This is a genomic window from Xanthomonas maliensis (genome assembly GCF_009192945.1).
In the GTDB taxonomy this organism is placed as follows: domain Bacteria; phylum Pseudomonadota; class Gammaproteobacteria; order Xanthomonadales; family Xanthomonadaceae; genus Xanthomonas; species Xanthomonas maliensis.
This window is the reverse complement of record NZ_NSET01000030.1, coordinates 43,931-63,579: the sequence shown is the minus strand read 5'-3', so window position 1 is coordinate 63,579 and position 19,649 is coordinate 43,931. Positions and strand designations below refer to the sequence as shown.

Here is a 19,649-nt window from a genome sequence, read left to right as displayed (position 1 = left end):
CTCACTCGCGACTACGGGGGGAGCACTCGTCGTCCTTGACGCGCTGCATGCGTGCGTCGAGTGCATCCTTTCCTGCCGCCAGCTGCTCGTGCAGGACCTTGACCCGCTGCCGCCACTCGGCCTGCAGTTGCCAGTCGGCGTGCCGCATCAGTTCGCCGCCGCTGGCCGCCAGTTGGGCGAGCCCAAGGTTGCTGGCCACGCCGCGCAAGGCATGGGCACTCTCGCGCAGTTGTTCCCAATCAGCGCGGCTGCCATCGCGGTCGATGGCCAGCACGCAGTTGTGCGCGTCCTCCAGGCACTGGCGGACGAACTGGCGCTCGAATTCATCGCCCATGCCCAGCGACGCCAGCTCGTCGAGCACACTGGCATCGAGCACCCCCTCCACGGCTGTCGGCCCCTGCGCGGCAACCGCTGGCGTCGCCAACTGTCGCGTGCTGGCAGCCAGATCAGCGACGGTATCCAGCAGGCGCGTCGCGACGACCGGTTTGGCCAGGAAAGCGCGCGCCCCTGCCTGCTCGCAGCTGCGGATCGCTTCCGGCGTCACGTCAGCGCTGAGCACCACCACCGGCGTATAGCGCATGCCACTGGCATGCATCACCCGCAGCTGCTTGAGCATGTCCAGGCCACTCATGCCCGGCATGTGCAGGTCGACGATGATGCCGTCGAAATCCTCTTGCGCGATCGCGTCCAGCACCTGCTCGCCGCCATTGACGCAGGTCACGCGGTGGCCGGCCTTTTCCAACAGGCGCTGCAGCACCATGCGGTTGGCCCCATGGTCGTCGGCCACCAACAAGCGCATGCTGCGCACACGGGCGCGATGGCGCAAGAACGGGTTGGAAAATGCGATGACGTTGGAAGACTCGAGCTCATCGGGCGCATCGAGCAGCACGCCGGCCGGCGCCGCCTCCGAGGCCGAGGCCGCGGTTGCTGCCGCGATGCGCATCGGCAGTTCGAACCAGAACACGCTGCCGTTGGGCCGATTCTCGCTGAAGCCAATGGCGCCGCCCATGGCCTCCACCAACCCCTTGGCGATCGTCGTCCCCAGGCCGGTTCCTTCGTAGCGACGCGACAGGCCGACATCGGCCTGCTCGAAGGCCTCGAACAACCGCGGGCGCATCTCCAGCGGCACGCCGATGCCGGTATCTTCGACCTCGAACCGCAGGCGCAGCGATGTCTCGCTGATGCCGCCAACCCGGCTGACGCGCACCCATACATGCCCTTGCTCGGTGAACTTGACCGCATTGCCGGCGATATTGAGTAGCACCTGTCGCAGGTGACCACTGTCGCCGTGCAGGCGGTCGGGCAGGTCGTCGGCCACCTCGGCGCGATAGTCCAGCGCGCGACTACTGGCCTGCGGCTGCAGAATCAGGTTCACCGATGCCAGCAAGTCCTGCAGCGAGAAGTCGTGATGATCGATGCGGATCTTGCCCGCCTCGATCGCCGAGATGTCCAGCACCTCCTCCACCAACGACAGCAGGCTGCGCGCGGAGGCCTGGATGGTGTTGAGGCATTCCTTCTGTTCGGCATCCAGGCGCGTGGTGGCCAGCACCTCGGTCATGCCGGACAAACCATTGAGCGGCGTGCGGAATTCGTGGCTCATGTTGGCCAGGAAGCGGCTCTTGGCCTGGTTGGCATGGCGCGCTTCGCGAACCGCACGCGTCATCGCGCGCAGCAGCGAATCGAAGTACAGCGGCACCGCGATCAGGCCCAGCCACAATCCCCAGCTGAGATATGGATTGTCTTTCCAGTATGGGGACACCAGGATCGCGACCAGAAAGCTCATGCTCCCCATCGCGGTCGCGGTACGCAGATAGTTGCTGCCATAGCGCAGGCCGTTGCCGATGGTCACCCACATGACCACCGCGTACAGCGGCGAGGCCGGCTCGCCCTGGATCGCCATGATCGCGCCCATGCTGACGTAGTCCAGCAGCATGCCGATCACGCGCCGCAGATGGGACACCTGCGGACGCAGCAGGATCGCAACCATCAGTCCGAGCGCGACCAGCAGCTCGCCCATCAGGATCAACCAGGTCGCCACCAAGGTGTCGCCGTGGGTCTGCTGGTAACGCCAGCCCAGGTAGGAAATGAACAGCGTGGTGATGATGATGCGGATCAGGTTCTGCGCATGTTCGCTATCCGGGCGTCCGGACAGGCGCTGTTTCAACCAGGGCAGCGGAGAGCTCATAGCTTCCTCAGACGCGTAGATGCGACGATGAAGGCGTCGCCTGGGATTCCTCCGGCGGCGTCTGCGCCTCGGCAGCCTGCAGACGCCCGGACAACGACAGCGGGATCGCCACCAGCGCCGCCAGCAGCGCGAGGCCCAGCTCCAGCTGCTGCTGCCAATAATGGCTGTTGGCCAGCGTACTGCCGAAGCTGAGCACTGCCATGGCGACGGCCGTCTGCAGCCACTGCCGCCCAAAACGCAGCCCATTGCCGATGGTCACCCACAACAGCACGACATACAGACCGGCCATCGGAGCGCCGAGCCAAGTCATCGCCAGGCCAAGCAGGCCATAGTCGGACACCATGCCAAGCTTGCGGCGCAGGTCCGAGCGCTGCGGCCGGATCAGGATGCAGGCGAAAATGATCATCGCCATGGCTTGCGCGCTCACAAGCAGGCACAGCAGGCGATGCCACTGCTGCGCCGACAGATGCCAGCGATCTGCGCAGGCTGCGGTGTAGGCGATGATCAGCGCGATCATTGCCATGCGCACCAACGCCTGGACATGCTCGCTATCGGAACGCTCCGACAGACGATTGCTCAGTTGCCGGCACGCCCGCCTCACTTCACATCCCAGGGCGCGCCGATGCGGTGGAGAACTCGCCGCAGATCTGCTCCAGCTGCGGACGCGCCCGCAACAGGGCATCGACGCAACGCGGATCGAACAGGCGACCGCGTTGCGCATAGAGATAGGCCAAGGCAGCGTCCATCGTCCAGGCATCCTTGTACGGGCGCGCCGACAACAAGGCGTCGAAGACATCGGCCACCGCGACGATGCGCGCTTCCAGCGGAATCGCCTCGCCGACCAGCCCATCGGGATAACCACTGCCGTCGTAACGCTCGTGATGGCGCAAGGCGATCAGCGCGCCGACCTGGATGAAACGGTTCTGGCTGCCGCTGAGCAGTTCATAGCCGATGCGCGGATGGCGTCGCATCACGCTCATCTCGTCGTCGGTGAGCTTGCCGGGCTTGAGCAGCACCGCATCGGGGATGGCGATCTTGCCCATGTCGTGCAGCGGAGCGGCCATCTCGATGATGCGCACCTCCTCTTCGGACAGGCCCAATTGCTCGGCGATCAGTCCGGCCACGTGCGACATGCGCTCCAGAAACGCACTGGTACCCGCGTCGCGGTACTCGATCGCACGCGCCAGCCGCGACAGCGTCTCGCGCTCGCGCTCTTCGACCTCGTTCATGCTGGCCAGCAAGCGCTGCTCCAGCGACAGCGCACGTTGCTTGACGCTCTCGCTTTGCTGGCGCAGCTGCAACAGGTTGGAGCAGCGCGCCCGCAGCTCGCGCGGGCGGATCGGCTTGACCAGGAAATCGATGACCCCGGCCTCCAGCGCGGCCTGCCGGATGGGCTCGTCACCGACGATGGTGATCAGGATGATGGGAATGTCGCGATGGCTGGGCAGCCGGCGCAACCGGCGCGCGAACTCCAGCCCGTCCATGCCGGGCATGCGATAGTCCAGCAGCAACAGGTCGACCTGCCCGGATTCGCACCAGGCCAGCGCGTCGAGCGGGTCGCCGAAGTCATGCACCTTCAATTCCGGTGCGATGTCCTCGATGACATGGCGCAGCATCGTCCGCGCAGACATCTGGTCATCGACGATGACGATGTTCAATCCCAGATCCGCCTTTGCCGACCAGCTTCCCCATGTGTCAGCCGACGATACACCCGCCGGCGCCCCTAAAACATCCTGCATACCCGTTCCTCCTCGGTCTTCAGACCCGGAAGCATCACGCCGGCCCCTAGGCCAGCTTCCCCGGCGATACCGCCGGGCTCCGCCCTAGCATATGCAGTATCTGTGCCGTAGGCACGCAGTCGGCAGAAAAAACTCAGGCTTCCGGACGCATATAGGGGAACAGCAATACATCGCGGATGGAGGTGCTGCCGGTCAGCAGCATCACCAGGCGGTCGATGCCGATGCCCAGCCCACCGGTCGGTGCCATGCCGTACTCCAGGGCACGGATATAGTCGGCGTCGTAGTGCATCGCCTCGTCGTCGCCGCCATCCTTGGCCTGGACCTGCGCCTGGAAGCGCGCGGCCTGGTCTTCCGGGTCGTTGAGCTCGGAAAAGCCGTTGGCCAGCTCCTTGCCGTTGATGAACAGCTCGAAGCGATCGGTGTAGCCTGGCTCGGTATCGCTGGCACGCGCCAACGGCGATACCTCCACCGGATGGTCGGTGATGAAGGTCGGCTGCACCAGGGTGTGCTCGACGGTGGCCTCGAAGATCTCCAGCAGCAGCTTGCCCCAGCCGTAGGACGGCTTGACCTTGATCTTGAGTCGCTCGCAGTGCCGCAACAGTGCGGCGCGGTCGGTACAGTCGGCCGCACTGATCTCGGGATTGTGGTGCCGAACGGCCTCATCCATGCGCCAGCGTCGGAAAGCCGGCGTCAGATCGATGGCGGCCCCGTCCCAGCTGACCTCGGTGGTCCCCAGCACCGTCTGCGCGGTGTCGCGAATCACCTGCTCGGTCAGGTCCATGATCTGGTGGTAGGTGGCGTAGGCCTCGTACAACTCGAGCATGGTGAACTCGGGGTTGTGCCGGGTCGACACCCCCTCGTTACGGAAATTGCGGTTGATTTCGTAGACCCGCTCCAGCCCCCCGACCACCAGCCGCTTCAGGTACAGCTCCGGCGCGACCCGCAGGTACAGGTCCAGGTCCAGGGCGTTGTGATGGGTGGTGAACGGCTTGGCGGTGGCGCCACCGGGGATGTAATGCATCATCGGCGTCTCCACTTCCAGGAAGCGGCGCGTATCCAGCCAGGCGCGGATGGCGCGGATGATCTTGGAGCGCTTGATGAAGACCTCGCGCGACTCCGGGGTCACGATCAGGTCGACGTAGCGCTGGCGATAGCGCTGCTCGACGTCGGCCAGGCCATGCCACTTGTCCGGCAACGGCCGCAGCGACTTGGTCAGCAGCCGCAGTGCGGTCGCCTTGACCGACAGCTCGCCGGTCTTGGTGCGGGTCAATCCGCCCTCCACCGCGACGATGTCGCCGACATCCCAGCCCTTGAAGGCGGTGTAGGCATCGCCGAGCACATTGCCCTGCAGAAACAGCTGGACGCGGCCGGACTCGTCCTGGATCTGCGCGAAGCTGGCCTTGCCCATGACCCGCTTGGCCATCAACCGGCCGGCCATCCGGACCGTGCGCCCGCTGGCTTCCAGCGCTTCGGCCGTCCAGGCCTCTGCATCGGCGAACTCGGCCTGCAGGTCGCCGGCGAATTGTTCGCGGACGAAGTCGTTGGGATAGGCGATCCCCTGCCCGCGCAGCGTGCCCAGTTTCGCGCGGCGCTCGGCGATGAGGCTGTTCTCGTCGACGGGGGGCTGAGGCGCGGGAGTCTGCTCGGTCATGGCGGCGTTCGGTCTGTGAGGAGGGGCATCGCTGCCCGGAGACGAAACCGGACATCCGGTTCCGCGCGGTGCACCGCTCCGTGCACGATAAGCCACGGGCGGTACGGGAACTATCGGCGAAGGCGCAGCGGCGTACGCATCGGCGGTGGAAGCGGCGGTGGCCGGCGGACTGGCCGCCGGCGAACCTCAGGCATCCAGGCGCTTGGCGCCGGCCGCCAGGCCGGCCTTCAGGCTGGCCTCGACGAATTCGTCCAGGTCGCCGTCGAGTACCTTCTGGGTATCGCTGCGCTCCACACCGGTGCGCAGATCCTTGATCCGGCTCTGATCGAGCACGTAGTTGCGGATCTGGCTGCCCCAACCGATATCGGACTTGGTCGCTTCCAGCGCATCCTTCTCGGCATTGCGCTTCTGCACTTCCAGCTCGTACAGCTTGGCGGCCAGCATCTTCATCGCGTTATCGCGGTTCTGGTGCTGGCTGCGGCCGGTCTGGCAGGCCACCACCACCCCGGACGGGACGTGGGTGATGCGCACCGCCGACTCGGTCTTGTTGACGTGCTGACCACCGGCACCGGAGGAGCGGTAGACGTCGGTCCTCAGGTCGGCCGGATTGATGTCGATCTCGATGTCGTCGTCGACTTCCGGCGAGACGAACACCGAGGTGAAGCTGGTATGCCGGCGATTGTCCGAATCGAATGGCGACTTGCGCACCAACCGGTGCACGCCGATCTCGGTCTTCAACCAGCCATAGGCGAAGTCGCCCTCGACCCGGATCGTGGCCGACTTGATGCCTGCCACTTCGCCGCCAGAGACTTCCATCAGCTCGGTCTTCCAACCACGCGACTCGGCCCAGCGCAGATACATGCGCAGCAGGATTTCCGCCCAGTCCTGCGCTTCGGTGCCGCCGGCACCGGCCTGGATGTCGACGAACGCGTTGGCGCCGTCCATCTTGCCGGAGAACATGCGCTGGAACTCCAGCTTCTCGACCTGCAACTGGTAGCGATCCAGGTCGGCAACCACGGCCAGCGCGGTTTCCTCATCCTGCTCGCTCTCGGCCAGCTCCAGCAGGTCGACCGCGTCGGCCAACCCGGACAGCACATCGGCGATGCCGCCGACGGTCTTCTCGAGCATGGAGCGCTCGCGGCCCAGGCCCTGGGCGCGCTCGGCGTCGTTCCAGACTTCCGGGCTCTCCAGCTCGCGGCTGACTTCCTCTAGACGCTCTTTCTTGGCGTCGTAGTCAAAGATACCCCCTGAGCGAGAGCACGCGATCGTTGAGATCGGTGATGCGCTGGCGGATCGGATTGGTTTCGATCATGACGGAGTTCCGGCAAACAAGCTCGCTAGTTTAGCAAGCGGGCGCCGGTGGCGAAACGCGGCGCTCCCCGCGCGCAGGCAGCAGCCGCAGCACGCTGACGGTTGCGGCAACCGCACTCAGCCGCAGCGCATCGTCCGGCCTCCGTGCGTGATGGCGTCGCGGTGGCACCGGACCGATGCATTGATATGCGTCCAAAGAGGTCGGTCAGGACGCGCAACGGGGCCCCACCGTTGCCCCGTCGCGCTCGACCCGGCCGATCACGCCACCGCGGCTTCAGCTCTCGGCGTCGCCGGCACCTGGCCGGCACGCGCCCGCAGGCCAGCCAGCTGGCTGCGGCTGCAGGGCAGCACCGCGGCATCGCGCAGATGCACGCGTGCGTCGCCGGAATCGGACGGCTCGATCGCCTGCACCTGGCCCAGATTGACCAGATAACTGCGATGGATCCGCACGAACACGCCCGGATCCAGCTTGGACTCGATCGCGGCCATCGTGCTGCGCAGCGGGTAGTCGTGCCCCCGGACGTGCAGGTTGACGTAGTTGCCGGAGGCCTGGATCCATTCGATATCGGCGGTGGCGACCAGGAAATCGCGGCCAAGCGTGCGCACCAGAAAACGTTCCGGGCGTTCCAGTGGCTCCACCGGTGGCCCCTCGTCCGGCGCCGCCAGCAGATGCGCCTCGCCCTGGCGCCTTCGCGCGTACCAGCCCAGCGTGTGTTGCAAGGCAACCAGCAAGGCGAAGGTGCGTAGATCCTTGGACAGTTCGTAGAACCACTGCAACCAACCGCCGAAGTCGTAGTGGGTGCCTGCCAGCACATAGATCGCCTTGCGCAGCAGCACCATGCCGCCGACATGCAGCAGCCACCAGCCCACTGCAGCGGCGAGATACATGGGCAGGCGTCGACGCCAGCCATCGGCATGCAGGGGCCAGCGCGTGCACAGCCACAGGACCGGCGGCAGCAGCAATAGCGAGACCGTGGCGCTGCTCAGCTCCCAGCTCAACACCTGCCACGGGACCAGGACCTCGCCATCGCGGCGCGCCGCCAACCAGGCGGTCAGCACGTTGCCCAGCGCACCGAGGTAGAACACCAGCGACCAGATCACCACGGCCCAGCGCCTCGCGGCCTGGCCGGCCGGGTCACGGGGGATCGGCGGGCGTGGCCCGGTTGCTTCCATTGCAGACGTCCCCAGTTGGCAGCTGCCGATCATAGAGGCCTGCGCGGCGCGGCGAAACTGCCGTCGCGGCCGTCCCGATTCGTCCCTGGAGGGGGGCGATTGATCACTGCGGGAGGGCGATTCCGCCCCTGACCCCAGTACCGGTGCGGGCCAGCGGGCACGATGCCCCCACTTCTCCGCCGATCACCGACCATGACCGAACGCCGCCACGATATCGACGCCCTGCGCGTCTTCGCCTTCGCCTTGCTGATCCTCTACCACGTGGGCATGGCCTATGTGGCCGGCTGGGACTTCCACCTCAAGAGCGCCTACACCAGCGACTGGCTGCAGGCGCCGATGATTGCGCTCAACCGCTGGCGGATGCCGTTGCTGTTCATGATCTCCGGCATCGCGATCGATCTGGCACGTGCCGAGCGCGCGCCCTGGCAGTTCGCCTGGCGCCGCTGCGGCCGGCTGCTGCCGCCACTGCTGTTCGGCATGTTCGTCGTGGTCTCGGTGCAGGCCTACTGCCAGGGCGTCAGCAACGGCAAGGTCGTGCCTGGCTTCGGCAGCTTTCTGCTGCGCTATTGGCAGGTGCAGCCCTGGCCGGCCGGCAGCTTCGATGGCTGGGAGCACGGCATCACCTGGAACCACCTGTGGTACCTCGCCTACCTGCTGCCCTACACCTTGTTATTGATGGCGGTGATTGCCCTGGGCCGCGTACTGCCGCTGACCCTGCCGCAGCTGCCGGCCCGCATTGCCGTCCCCGCCCTGCTGCTGGCACCGATCGCGTGGGAAGCCTTCTGCGTCCTGTGGGTACTGCCGCGCCACCCGCCCACCCATGCGCTGGTCGGCGACTGGTTCGTGCATGCCGAATCCTTACCCTTGTTCGTGCTTGGCTACGTGCTGTCCCGCAATGCACGGTTCTGGGACTGGTCCGTGCAACTGCGCTGGCCGACGCTGATCGTGGCGCTGCTGGCCATTGCCACCGAGCTGAGCATCCGTCATCTGGGCCGTACACTCGATGGCGCCCAGCTCGGCGATCTGCTGGCCAGCGTGCGCTGGGACGTGATCGAACGCCTGGCGCGCGCGGCGTATACCTGGCTGGCGCTGCTGACGCTGCTGGGCTGGGCCAAGCATGCACTGAACCGCCCGTTCGCGTGGCTGCCGTACTGCACCCAGGCGGTGTTCCCCTGGTACATCCTGCACCAGAGCCTGATCATCCTGGCGCTGTACTGGCTGGCACCGCTGCAGCTGGGTCCCTGGCTGGAGCCGACGTTGGTGCTGGCGACCACGGTGGCTGGTTGCCTGCTGCTGCACGAATACCTGATCCGCCGCGTGCGCTGGCTGCGGCCGTTGTTCGGCATGCCGATGCGGGAGCCAACACCCCGCATCCACGAGACGGCACTGGCGATACGAACCTGATCGCTGCCAATGGCGGGTGTGGTCGTACGAGCGCATTCGCCCCTTGCAACGGGTTGTGGCTGGACGCAGTGCAACCAGCATCGCAAGCTGCCGGCCCGACCTGCGTTGAAGGAACCACGATGCGTCCCGCCCTGCTCGCCGCGGCATTGCTGCTCAGCCCTGTGTCCGCCCTGGCCGCACCGGCCACCAACGTCGCGTTCAGCCACGACGATTGGACCATCGCCTGCGACAACACCCGTACCTGCCGCGCAGCCGGGTACCAGCCGGACGAAGGCGAACACCTGCCGGTCTCGGTGCTGCTGACCCGCAAGGCCGGCGCCGGCCAGGCGGTCACCGCAGAACTGATGCTGGGCCAGTACGACGAGGCCAAGCTGCCGGCTTCGCTCAGCCTGCAGATCGATCAGCGCAATCTGGGCAAGCTGGCGCTGGACGGCAACAGCGGCACCGCGTCGCTGAGCAGCGCCCAGGTCGCCGCACTGCTGGCGGCCCTGCCACGCAGCAGCACGATCGTCGCACTCGGCAACGATGGCCGCCGCTGGCAGCTGTCCGACAACGGCGCGTCGGCGGTGCTGCTGAAGATGGATGAATTCCAGGGCCGCCTGGGCACGCGCGGCGCGCTGGTACGCAAGGGCGATCGCGACGAATCCGCCGTGCTGCCGCCGCTGCCGGCACCCCAGGTTCACCAAGCCAAGCTGGCTGCGCCGCAGGCTGGCGACGCACGCCTGGGCAAGATGCCTGCGCTGTATCAGGCGCTACGCGCCACCCTTCCCGCCGATGAGGAATGCAAGGGACTCGACCGCGGGGAGGCATCGGAACCACTGACCATCACCCGCCTGAGCAGCGACAAGCTCCTGGTCTCCACCGACTGCTGGACAGCCGCCTACAACACCGGCACCGGTTTCTGGGTCGTCAATGCACGCGCGCCGTTCGCGCCGACCTTGATCACGCTAAACGCCAGCGACCTGGATGGCGCCACCATCCTGGCCTCGCAACGGGGGCGTGGCCTGGGTGATTGCTACAGCCAGTCTGCGTGGACCTGGGATGGCCGCCGCTTCGTGCAGACTGCCGAATCCAGCTCCGGCCTATGCCGTTTAGTGGCTGTCGGCGGCGCATGGGAACTGCCGACCATCGTGGCGGACGTCAAGCAATAACCGGGCCGATGCCTGCGCGGGCGACGCGCACGCTGGCGCGGAGACGCGTTGCCCGCCTGGCAACAAGCAGGGCGAACGCCGGCATCAACCTGCGGACGATGCCGGTTCGCAATGCTCGACGATCAACTGCACCGCCGTGCCGCCCCGATAGTCGTCGCCGACCAGCCGGTACGCCAGGCGCAGCACGCGCGCGGGGTCGCTGCCGTGCCAGCCGTTGAAGTGGATGGCGTTGAGCGGCTCGGCGCGGCCGGCGCAACGCAGGGTCAGTTTCAGATGGCGTTCCTTGAGCACCCGCCATTGCAGCACTTCGAACTGACCGTCGAACAAGGGTTCGGGAAACCCCTGCCCCCACGGGCCGGCCAGGCGCAGCGCTTCGGCATGCACATGATCCAGTTCGTGCGCGGCCAGTTCGCCGTCGCTGTGCAGTTCGGCCTGCAGCAGCGTGGCGTCCACCATCGTCTGCACCTGCGATCGAAACGCCTGCTCGAAGGCCGGCAACGCCGCGGCCTCGATGCTCAGGCCCGCCGCCATCGCGTGGCCGCCGAACTTCTGCAGCAGACCGGGATGGCGCGCATCCACCGCCGCCAGCACGTCGCGGATATGCAGGCCAGGAATCGAGCGCGCCGAGCCACGCAACTGGCTGCTGCCTGGCTCGGCCGGCGCCAGCGCGATCACCGGCCGGTGTAGCCGATCCTTGAGGCGCGACGCGACCAGGCCGATCACCCCCGGATGCCACTCGGCATCGAACAGGCAGGCCGCGATCGGCACGGCGCCGTCGGCGTCCAGCATCACCTTGGCCACGGCCTGCTCGGCGTCGTCGGTCATCAACTGCTGCACCGCACGGCGCTCGGCATTGATCTCCTCCAGCAGGCTGGCGATCTCGCGCGCACGCGTCCAGTCCTCGCACAGCAGCAGCTCGATACCGAGCGCCATGTCTTCCAGCCGACCGGCGGCATTGAGTCGCGGCCCCAATGCGAAGCCGATGTCGCTGGCGGTCAGGCGCGCCGCGTCGCGGCCGCTGGCCTCGATCAGGGCGCGTAGCCCGATGCAGGCCTTGCCTTCGCGCAGTCGTCGCAACCCCGCGGCCACCAGCGCGCGGTTATTGCCATCCAGCGGCACCAGGTCGGCCACCGTGCCAACCGCCACCAGGTCCAGCAGCGTCGCCAGGTCCGGTTCGGGCCGGCCGACGAAGGCATCGCGCGCGCGCAGCACACCGCGCAAGGCCAGCAGCACGTAGAAGATCACCCCGACCCCGGCCAAGGTCTTGCTGGGAAAGCCGTCGCCGACCAAATTCGGATCGACGATGGCATCGGCAGGCGGCAACGCGGTGCCGGGCAGATGATGATCGGTGACCAGCACCGTCCAGCCGCGCGCCTTGGCGGCGGCGACACCGGCATGGCAGGCGATGCCGTGATCGACGGTGACCAGCAGGTCCGGCCGCAACGGCGCCAGTTCGTCGACCAGCGCCGGCGACAGCCCGTAGCCGTGCACCATGCGATTGGGCACGGCATGGTGCACGTCCAGCGCACCGAGCATGCGCAGTCCACGTACCGCCACCGCGCACGCAGTGGCGCCGTCGCAATCGAAATCGCCTACGACCAGGATGCGGCGTTGAGCGGCAATCGCCTCGGCCAACAGTTCGGCGGCGGCGTGGCTATTGCCGAGCAGATCCGGCGCCAGCAAGTGCGCCAGCCGTGGCTGCGCCGCCTGCGGGTCGGTCGCGCCGCGCGCGGCATACAGGCGACGCAGCAGCGGCAGCACCGTCTCCGGCCACTGTCCGGGCGGACCCGGCGGCCGGCGTACGATCCGCGGTGCGGCCTTCATTCGGCCAATTGCTGGCGTGGCTTGCGCCAGAACCGCCAGCGCTGCGATGGCTGCAGCGAGAGCGTCTCGCCATCCTGGAAATCCAGGATCAGCCGGTCCAGTTCGCCGCGCGCCATCGCCGCCAGCAAGGGCGCGACCGCGTCGTCACTGAACGATTGCAACGAACGCAGATGACGCAGGTCCACCAGCGCGTCCACCGGTTGGTCGGCACTGGCATCGGCACCGGCGGCCAGCGCCAACGCGCGCAACAGGGACTCGCGGCTGCGCACCTGCCGATGCGGCGATTGCACCGCATGCGGCAGCACGCCACCGCCCCAGAACCACAGCGAATTGATCGCCGGCTTGCCGTTGGCGACCCGGCCCTGGTTCCAGGGATGCTGGTGCAGCATCACCTGCGCTTCGGTCAGCAAGGCGCGCCAACGCCGGCCCAGGTCGCCGGCCGGCAGATGATCAAACAAGTCCTCGCCGATCACCGCTTCGGGTGGATCGAAGTCCGGCAGACGCGCATCCGGCGACAGCCGCAGGTACCACCGCGCTGGCGTCGGTGCGTCGAGCAGGAAACCGGCATCGCCGAACATCGGCTTGAGGCTGGGCAACAGCACCGCCACGTCCTCGGCCGTGGGACCGAGCGCTTCGCCATAGCCCATCAGCCGCGCGCCCTGCATATCCGGCACCACGTAGGCCGGATCGGCACGCACCCAGGCCGCGCCGGTCGCGTCGCCGGCGTCCAGCTGACGGGTCAACGCGGCGACCGGCCAGTGCCGCGGCGTCAGCGCGAAGTGCCGCTGCAACTGCTCCACCTCGCCCCCGACGGCCACCTGCCCATCGGCGCGCGCCAGTGCACGCGCCACGGTGGCATCGACCAGCGTGCCGGGCAAACGGCGTTTTTCCGGCAGCAGCAGCGTGGCAGTGGTCATCGCGTGGGCGTGCCTGCGATCAATCCAGGTACGCGACGCTGACCACTTCGTACTCGCGCTGGCCGGCAGGCGCATCGATGGTGACCGAATCGCCTTCCAGCTTGCCGATCAGCGCGCGCGCCAGCGGCGAGGAAATCGCGATCAGCCCCATCTTGATGTCGGCCTCCAGGTCGCCAACGATCTGGTAGCGCTTCTCTTCGTCGGTTTCGGTGTCGGCCAGCGTCACCGTCGCGCCGAACACGATCTTGTTGCCGGCCGACAGCTTGCTGATGTCGATGATTTCCGCATGCGACAGCTCGCCTTCCAGCTGCTTGATGCGGCCTTCGATAAAACTCTGCTGTTCGCGCGCGGCGTGGTACTCGGCGTTTTCCTTCAGGTCGCCGTGTTCGCGCGCTTCGGCGATCGCGGTGATCACCTCCGGCCGCTTGACCGACTTCAGGTGCTCCAGTTCCTCGCGCAGGCGCTGCGCGCCCTTGGCGGTCATGGGTGCTCTCATGCTTCCAGCTCCTTGTGCAGTTCCTGCAGCGACCAGACCGGTCCTGTGCCGCGGAATTCAAGAGAATGCACCAGCGCCTTGGCGCCGGCGACGGTGGTCGAATAGGTCACGCGATGCTGCAGGGCTTCGCGCCGGATCGAGAACGAATCGGAGATGGCCGCACGTCCTTCGGTCGTATTGACGATATAGACGATCTCGCCATTCTTGATCGAATCGACGATGTGCGGGCGCCCCTCGGCGACCTTGTTGACGATTTCGCACTGCAGGCCGTGCTGCTGCAACCAGGCGCCGGTGCCGCGGGTGGCCACCAGGCTGTAGCCGCGCTCGACCAGCGCCTGCGCCACCGGCAGCACGCGCTGCTTGTCCGGATCGCGCACCGACACGAAGGCCTTGCCGACCGGCGGTGCCTTGATGCCACCGGCTTCCTGTGCGCGCGCGAACGCCGCGCTGAAGCTGCGGCCTACGCCCATCACCTCGCCGGTGGAGCGCATTTCCGGCCCGAGGATCGGGTCCACGCCCTGGAACTTGGCGAACGGGAAGATCGCCTCCTTCACCGAGTAGTAGTCGGGCACGATTTCCTTGGTGGCGCCCTGCTCGGCCAGCGTCTTGCCGGCCATGCAGCGGGCGGCGATCTTGGCCAGCGGCATGCCGGTGGCCTTGGAGACGAACGGCACCGTGCGCGAGGCGCGCGGATTGACTTCCAGCAGATAAACCGTGTCGCTGCCGTCGGCATTGGCCTGGATCGCGAACTGGGTGTTCATCAAGCCGACCACGTTCAAGGCCTTGGCCAGTTCGATCACCTGCCGGCGCAGCTCGGCCTGGGTGGCCGGCGACAGCGAATACGGCGGCAGCGAGCAGGACGAATCGCCCGAATGCACACCGGCTTCTTCGATATGCTCCATCACGCCGCCGATCAAGGTGTTGCCCTGGGCATCGGCGATCAGGTCGACGTCGACCTCGACCGCGTTGTCGAGGAAGCGGTCCAGCAGCACCGGCGAATCGTTGGACACCTTCACCGCATCGCGCACGTAGCGCGCCAGATCGGACTCGCCGTAGACGATTTCCATCGCGCGGCCGCCCAGCACATAGCTCGGGCGCACCACCAGCGGGTAGCCGATCTCGCGCGCCAGCACCAAGGCTTCTTCAGCGTTACGGGCGATACGGTTCGGCGGCTGCTTCAGGCCGAGCTTGTCGACCAGTTGCTGGAAACGCTCGCGATCCTCGGCCAGGTCGATCGAGTCGGGCGAGGTGCCGATCACCGGCACGCCATTGGCTTCCAGCGCGCGCGCCAGCTTCAGCGGCGTCTGTCCGCCGTACTGCACGATCACGCCCTTGGGCTGCTCCAGCTCGACGATCTCCAGCACGTCTTCCAGCGTCAGCGGCTCGAAATACAGACGGTCGGAGGTGTCGTAGTCGGTGGAGACGGTCTCCGGGTTGCAGTTGACCATGATGGTCTCGAACCCATCGTCGCGCAGCGCCAGGGCCGCATGCACGCAGCAGTAGTCGAACTCGATGCCCTGGCCGATGCGGTTGGGGCCGCCGCCGAGGATCATGATCTTGTCGCGGCTGCTCGGGTTGGCTTCGCACTCGTCCTCGTAGGTCGAGTACAGATAGGCGGTACTGGTGGCGAACTCGGCTGCGCACGAATCCACCCGCTTGTACACCGGACGCACCTTGAGTGCGCGACGCAGCGTCCGCACCGACTCCTCGTTGGTGCCGGTGAGCTGGGCCATGCGCGCATCGGAGAAACCGGCGCGCTTGAGCACCCGCAGGCGCGCTGCATCCAGGCTGGCGAGGCCATGATCGGCCAGGGTCTGCTCGTGGCTGATCAGTTCCTCGATCTGATCCAGGAACCAGGGGTCGATGAACGACAGCGCATACACCTCGGCCACCGTCATGCCGGCGCGGAAGGCATCGGCGACGTAGAACAGACGCTCCGGGCCCGGTGCCTTGAGCTCGCGCTTGAGCACGGTCAGGTCGTCTTCGCTGCGCAGATCCAGACCGGTCGGATCCAGACCGATCTTGCCGGTCTCCAGACCGCGCAAGGCCTTCTGCAGCGACTCCTGGAAGGTGCGGCCCATCGCCATCACCTCGCCCACCGACTTCATCTGCGTGGTCAGGCGCGCATCGGCCTGCGGGAACTTCTCGAAGGCGAAACGCGGAATCTTGGTGACCACGTAATCGATCGACGGCTCGAACGAGGCCGGGGTCTTGCCACCGGTGATTTCGTTGCGCAGCTCGTCCAGCGTATAGCCCACCGCCAGCTTGGCGGCGACCTTGGCGATCGGAAAGCCAGTGGCCTTGGAGGCCAGCGCCGACGAACGCGACACGCGCGGATTCATCTCGATCACCACCACCCGGCCGGTGCTCGGATTGATGCCGAACTGCACGTTCGAACCGCCGGTATCCACGCCGATCTTGCGCAACACAGCGATCGAAGCATCGCGCAGGCGCTGGTATTCCTTGTCGGTGAGCGTCTGCGCCGGCGCCACGGTGATCGAGTCGCCGGTGTGCACGCCCATCGGGTCCAGGTTCTCGATCGAGCAGACGATGATGCAGTTATCCGCGGTGTCGCGGACCACTTCCATCTCGAATTCCTTCCAGCCCAGCACCGACTCTTCCACCAGCACTTCGGTGGTGGGCGACAGCTCAAGGCCGCGGCCGACGATCTCGATCAGCTCTTCGCGGTTGTAGGCGATGCCACCGCCGCTGCCACCCAGGGTGAAGCTGGGGCGGATGATGGTCGGGTAGCCGACGCGGGTCTGGATGTCCAGCGCTTCTTCCAGCGTGTGGGCGACCGCGGCCTTCGGGCATTCCAGGCCGATCTCGCCCATCGCCACGCGGAACAGCTCGCGGTCTTCGGCCATGCGGATGGCCTCGCGCTTGGCGCCGATCAGCTCCACGCCGTATTTCTCCAGCACCCCATGGTCGGCCAGATCCAGCGCGCAATTCAGCGCGGTCTGCCCGCCCATGGTCGGCAGCAGTGCGTCCGGCTTCTCCTTGGCGATGATCTTTTCGACCGTCTGCCAGTTGATCGGCTCGATGTACACCGCGTCGGCCATGTTCGGATCGGTCATGATCGTGGCCGGGTTGCTGTTGACCAGCACCACGCGGAAGCCCTCGTCCCGCAGCGCCTTGCACGCCTGCGCGCCCGAGTAGTCGAACTCGCAGGCCTGGCCGATGACGATCGGGCCGGCGCCGATGATGAGGATGGTTTTAAGGTCGGTGCGCTTTGGCATGGGGGTCCTCAGTAAAGTCGGTCCTGCCACGCTGCAGGAGCGCGCCAGGTGATCTGGTCGGGCGATCGAGCGTCGATCGCACCATGGTCGACCGCGGCGCGAACCTCACGCTGCATCGCGGCCCAGCTCGGGGCGGCGGCGCCAATGCGCGCGCCGATCTTGTTGTTGTGGGCGTCCATCGCCCGGCTGGCACTGCCCTGCCCGTCCCGCTCCATCACTGCCGTCACCAGGTCCACGCAACGCGGAGACAAGGTGTAGGCAACGATGGCGCTTGCAAGACTGTGCCGGTAGGCGTCGGCTGGACCGTCGCGTCCGCCGGCCAACCCGGCACCGAACCATTGCGTATACACCGCAATCAGCACGAACGCTGGGTAAGCCGCCAGGACCAACGCCACCAGCGCAAGCACGCGCCAGTGGCGCAGTCGCGACGGCGGGGCCAGCGCCGCCTTCATCAGGCCTTGGCCGCCATCAGGTCCACGAACCGATCAAACAACGGTCCCACATCGCGTGGGCCCGGCGAGGCTTCCGGGTGGCCCTGGAAGGAGAACGCCGGTGCGTCGGTGAGCGCAATGCCCTGGTTGGTGCCGTCGAACAGCGAGCGGTGAGTGACGCGCACATTGGCCGGCAGCGTGGTCTCGTCGACAGCGAAACCGTGGTTCTGCGAGGTGATCATCACCCGGCCGCCGTCCAGATCCTGCACCGGATGGTTGGCACCGTGGTGGCCGGTGGTCATCTTGACGGTGCGGGCGCCAGCGGCCAGCGCCAGCAGCTGATGCCCCAGGCAGATGCCGAAGGTCGGCACCTTTTTAGCCACCAGTTGCTTGATCGCATCGATGGCGTAGTCGCAGGGTTCCGGGTCACCCGGCCCATTGGACAGGAACACGCCATCCGGCTGCATGGCCAGCACCTCGGCCACCGGGGTCTGCGCCGGCACCACGGTCACCTCGCAGCCGCGCTCGGCCAGCATGCGCAGGATGTTGACCTTGACGCCGTAGTCATAGGCCACGACCTTGTATTTGGCCGGAACGCTGACGAAGGCGTTGGCATCCAGATCCAGCTGGCCCTCGGTCCACAGGTAGGTCTTCTCGGTCGTGACCACCTTGGCCAGGTCCATGCCCTTCAGGCCCGGGAACGTGCGGGCGGCTTCCAGCGCCTTCTCGACGTCGATCTCGCCCGCCATCAGCGCGCCGTTCTGGGCGCCCTTTTCGCGCAGGATGCGCGTCAGCTTGCGGGTGTCGATGCCGGCGATGGCGACCACGCCACGCGCCTGCAGCCATTCTGGAAGAGCCACCTGGTTGCGCCAACTGCTGGGTCGGCGCGGCACGTCGCGCACGATCAGGCCAGCCGACCAGATCTTGCGGGCTTCGTCGTCCTGGTCGGTGAAACCGGTATTGCCGATGTGCGGATAGGTCAGCGTAACCATCTGACGGGCGTAGGAGGGATCGGTCAACACTTCCTGGTAACCGGTCATGGCGGTGTTGAACACCACTTCGCCGACGGATAGCCCGTTGGCGCCTACGGATTCGCCCTCGAATACGGTGCCGTCTTCGAGGACAAGGATTGCGGGTTGGGTCACGTGGGGTCTCGCTCTGGCTGCCTGGGACTCCGATGCGCTCCCGGCCAAATTCCGGTTGCAGCAAAGCGCGGACGCGGTGCTGAGGACCGGTCCGACGCTAGGTTCGGGCAAGCGAGAATTGTAAAGGCAAGCGGCCTGCGGTGCCAGCCCAGTGCACGTACCTTGTCCCGCAAAGCGACATGAATACGGATAGAGGCGTCGCCGGCTTCACCTGCGGTTGCCGAACAGGCGCGAGTTACAGCACCAGATCGCGCACGCGGTAGCTGCCAGCCGGCTTGCCGACCAGCCGGCGCGCCGCATGCAGTGCGCCGCGCGCAAAGATGTCGCGATTGGTGGCGCGGTGCACCAGTTCCAGGCGCTCGCCCAGGCCGGTGAACTGCACGCTGTGCTCGCCGACGATATCGCCGGCGCGCAGGCTGGCGAAACGCGGCTGCGCCCCGCTGCCGGTCGCCGCCTCGCCCAGGGTCAGCGCGGTTCCGGACGGCGCGTCCTGCTTGTGCACATGATGCGCCTCGACGATGTCGCAGTCCCAGCCCGGCAGACTGCCGGCAGCGCGCTCCACCAGCTCGGTCAGCACGGCCACGCCGAGACTGTAATTGGAGGCCCACACCAGCGGAATGCGGGTGGCCGCATCGAGCAGTGCGGCACGCTGGTCTTCGTCCAGCCCGGTGGTGCCCGACACCAGCGGCACGCCGCGCTGCACGCATAGCGCCAGGATCGGCGCAAAGCCCTGCGGCAAGCTGAAATCGATCGCCACATCGAAGCCGGGTGCGCCGCCGAGTTCGCTGGCGGCAAAGTGCGGCACGCCATCGACCACGCGCTGCGCCGGCGAACGTCCGACCACCGCGGCGACGACCTGCACCGCCGCATCCTCGGCAGCCAGCCGCAACAAGGCCTTGCCCATCCGTCCGGAGGCACCGTGGATCAAAACTTTCAGTGGAGAGGTCGTCATGGCGGCAGGCTATCGAGGCGGCATCGGTTAG

15 protein-coding genes are annotated in these 19,649 nt (G+C 66.9%); 2 read left to right on the top strand and 13 right to left on the bottom strand.

The window, feature by feature from the left end; all coding sequences use genetic code 11:
• Position 1: 1 nt before the first annotated feature.
• From rpfC to CKY51_RS10010, 6 genes are all read right to left on the bottom strand, one after another.
• Positions 2–2,185, bottom strand: a complete 2,184-nt coding sequence (gene rpfC / locus CKY51_RS10035) for a sensor histidine kinase RpfC (RefSeq protein WP_152249167.1) — start codon at positions 2,183–2,185, stop codon at positions 2–4.
• Between the two features lie 7 nt (positions 2,186–2,192).
• Entirely contained in the window at positions 2,193–2,708 is a 516-nt protein-coding gene (locus CKY51_RS10030; protein ID WP_152249166.1) for an RpfH protein, read from the bottom strand.
• Between the two features lie 79 nt (positions 2,709–2,787).
• A complete protein-coding gene (gene rpfG, locus CKY51_RS10025) occupies positions 2,788–3,924 on the bottom strand; it encodes a cyclic di-GMP phosphodiesterase response regulator RpfG (protein ID WP_152249165.1) in 1,137 nt (378 codons plus the stop codon).
• A gap of 133 nt (positions 3,925–4,057) precedes the next feature.
• Positions 4,058–5,575: a lysine--tRNA ligase gene (gene lysS / locus CKY51_RS10020; protein ID WP_022971560.1), complete on the bottom strand. Its 1,518-nt coding sequence runs from the start codon at positions 5,573–5,575 to the stop codon at positions 4,058–4,060.
• A 186-nt stretch (positions 5,576–5,761) separates the two neighbouring features.
• Positions 5,762–6,887 (bottom strand): peptide chain release factor 2 gene (gene prfB / locus CKY51_RS10015; protein ID WP_152249164.1). Its coding sequence is split into 2 segments (ribosomal slippage): positions 5,762–6,811 and positions 6,813–6,887, totalling 1,125 coding nucleotides; the frame shifts between segments, so codons are not numbered across the junction.
• A 257-nt stretch (positions 6,888–7,144) separates the two neighbouring features.
• Positions 7,145–8,092, bottom strand: coding sequence for a LytTR family DNA-binding domain-containing protein (locus CKY51_RS10010; RefSeq protein WP_031339103.1), 948 nt, complete (start codon positions 8,090–8,092; stop codon positions 7,145–7,147).
• A 159-nt stretch (positions 8,093–8,251) separates the two neighbouring features.
• On the opposite strand from CKY51_RS10010, the gene CKY51_RS10005 reads away from it, so the two are divergent.
• The gene (locus CKY51_RS10005; protein WP_052172232.1) at positions 8,252–9,463 is read left to right on the top strand and encodes an acyltransferase family protein; all 1,212 of its coding nucleotides are present in this window, start codon (positions 8,252–8,254) and stop codon (positions 9,461–9,463) included.
• Positions 9,464–9,582: 119 nt separating this feature from the next.
• Positions 9,583–10,614 (top strand): DUF1176 domain-containing protein, encoded by a 1,032-nt coding sequence (locus CKY51_RS10000; RefSeq protein ID WP_022971557.1) that lies wholly within the window; start codon positions 9,583–9,585, stop codon positions 10,612–10,614.
• Between the two features lie 84 nt (positions 10,615–10,698).
• On the opposite strand, the gene recJ is transcribed toward CKY51_RS10000, so the two are convergent.
• The 7 genes from recJ to dapB form a co-directional block, all read right to left on the bottom strand.
• Complete coding sequence (gene recJ / locus CKY51_RS09995) at positions 10,699–12,438, bottom strand: single-stranded-DNA-specific exonuclease RecJ (protein ID WP_022971556.1); 1,740 nt, start codon at positions 12,436–12,438, stop codon at positions 10,699–10,701.
• Positions 12,435–13,355 (bottom strand): hypothetical protein, encoded by a 921-nt coding sequence (locus tag CKY51_RS09990; RefSeq protein ID WP_022971555.1) that lies wholly within the window; start codon positions 13,353–13,355, stop codon positions 12,435–12,437. Before CKY51_RS09990 ends, recJ begins: the two co-directional genes overlap by 4 nt.
• Positions 13,356–13,374: 19 nt before the next feature.
• Complete coding sequence (greA, locus tag CKY51_RS09985; protein ID WP_031339100.1) at positions 13,375–13,839, bottom strand: transcription elongation factor GreA; 465 nt, start codon at positions 13,837–13,839, stop codon at positions 13,375–13,377.
• Positions 13,840–13,847: 8 nt separating this feature from the next.
• The gene (carB, locus tag CKY51_RS09980) at positions 13,848–17,090 is read right to left on the bottom strand and encodes a carbamoyl-phosphate synthase large subunit (RefSeq protein ID WP_022971553.1); all 3,243 of its coding nucleotides are present in this window, start codon (positions 17,088–17,090) and stop codon (positions 13,848–13,850) included.
• Between the two features lie 8 nt (positions 17,091–17,098).
• The gene (locus CKY51_RS09975; RefSeq protein ID WP_022971552.1) at positions 17,099–17,542 is read right to left on the bottom strand and encodes a DUF6973 domain-containing protein; all 444 of its coding nucleotides are present in this window, start codon (positions 17,540–17,542) and stop codon (positions 17,099–17,101) included.
• The gene (carA, locus tag CKY51_RS09970; RefSeq protein ID WP_022971551.1) at positions 17,542–18,666 is read right to left on the bottom strand and encodes a glutamine-hydrolyzing carbamoyl-phosphate synthase small subunit; all 1,125 of its coding nucleotides are present in this window, start codon (positions 18,664–18,666) and stop codon (positions 17,542–17,544) included. The genes CKY51_RS09975 and carA overlap by 1 nt, the downstream gene beginning before the upstream one ends.
• A gap of 235 nt (positions 18,667–18,901) precedes the next feature.
• On the bottom strand, positions 18,902–19,618 hold the full coding sequence (gene dapB, locus CKY51_RS09965; protein WP_022971550.1) for a 4-hydroxy-tetrahydrodipicolinate reductase: 717 nt from the start codon (positions 19,616–19,618) through the stop codon (positions 18,902–18,904).
• Positions 19,619–19,649: the final 31 nt, after the last annotated feature.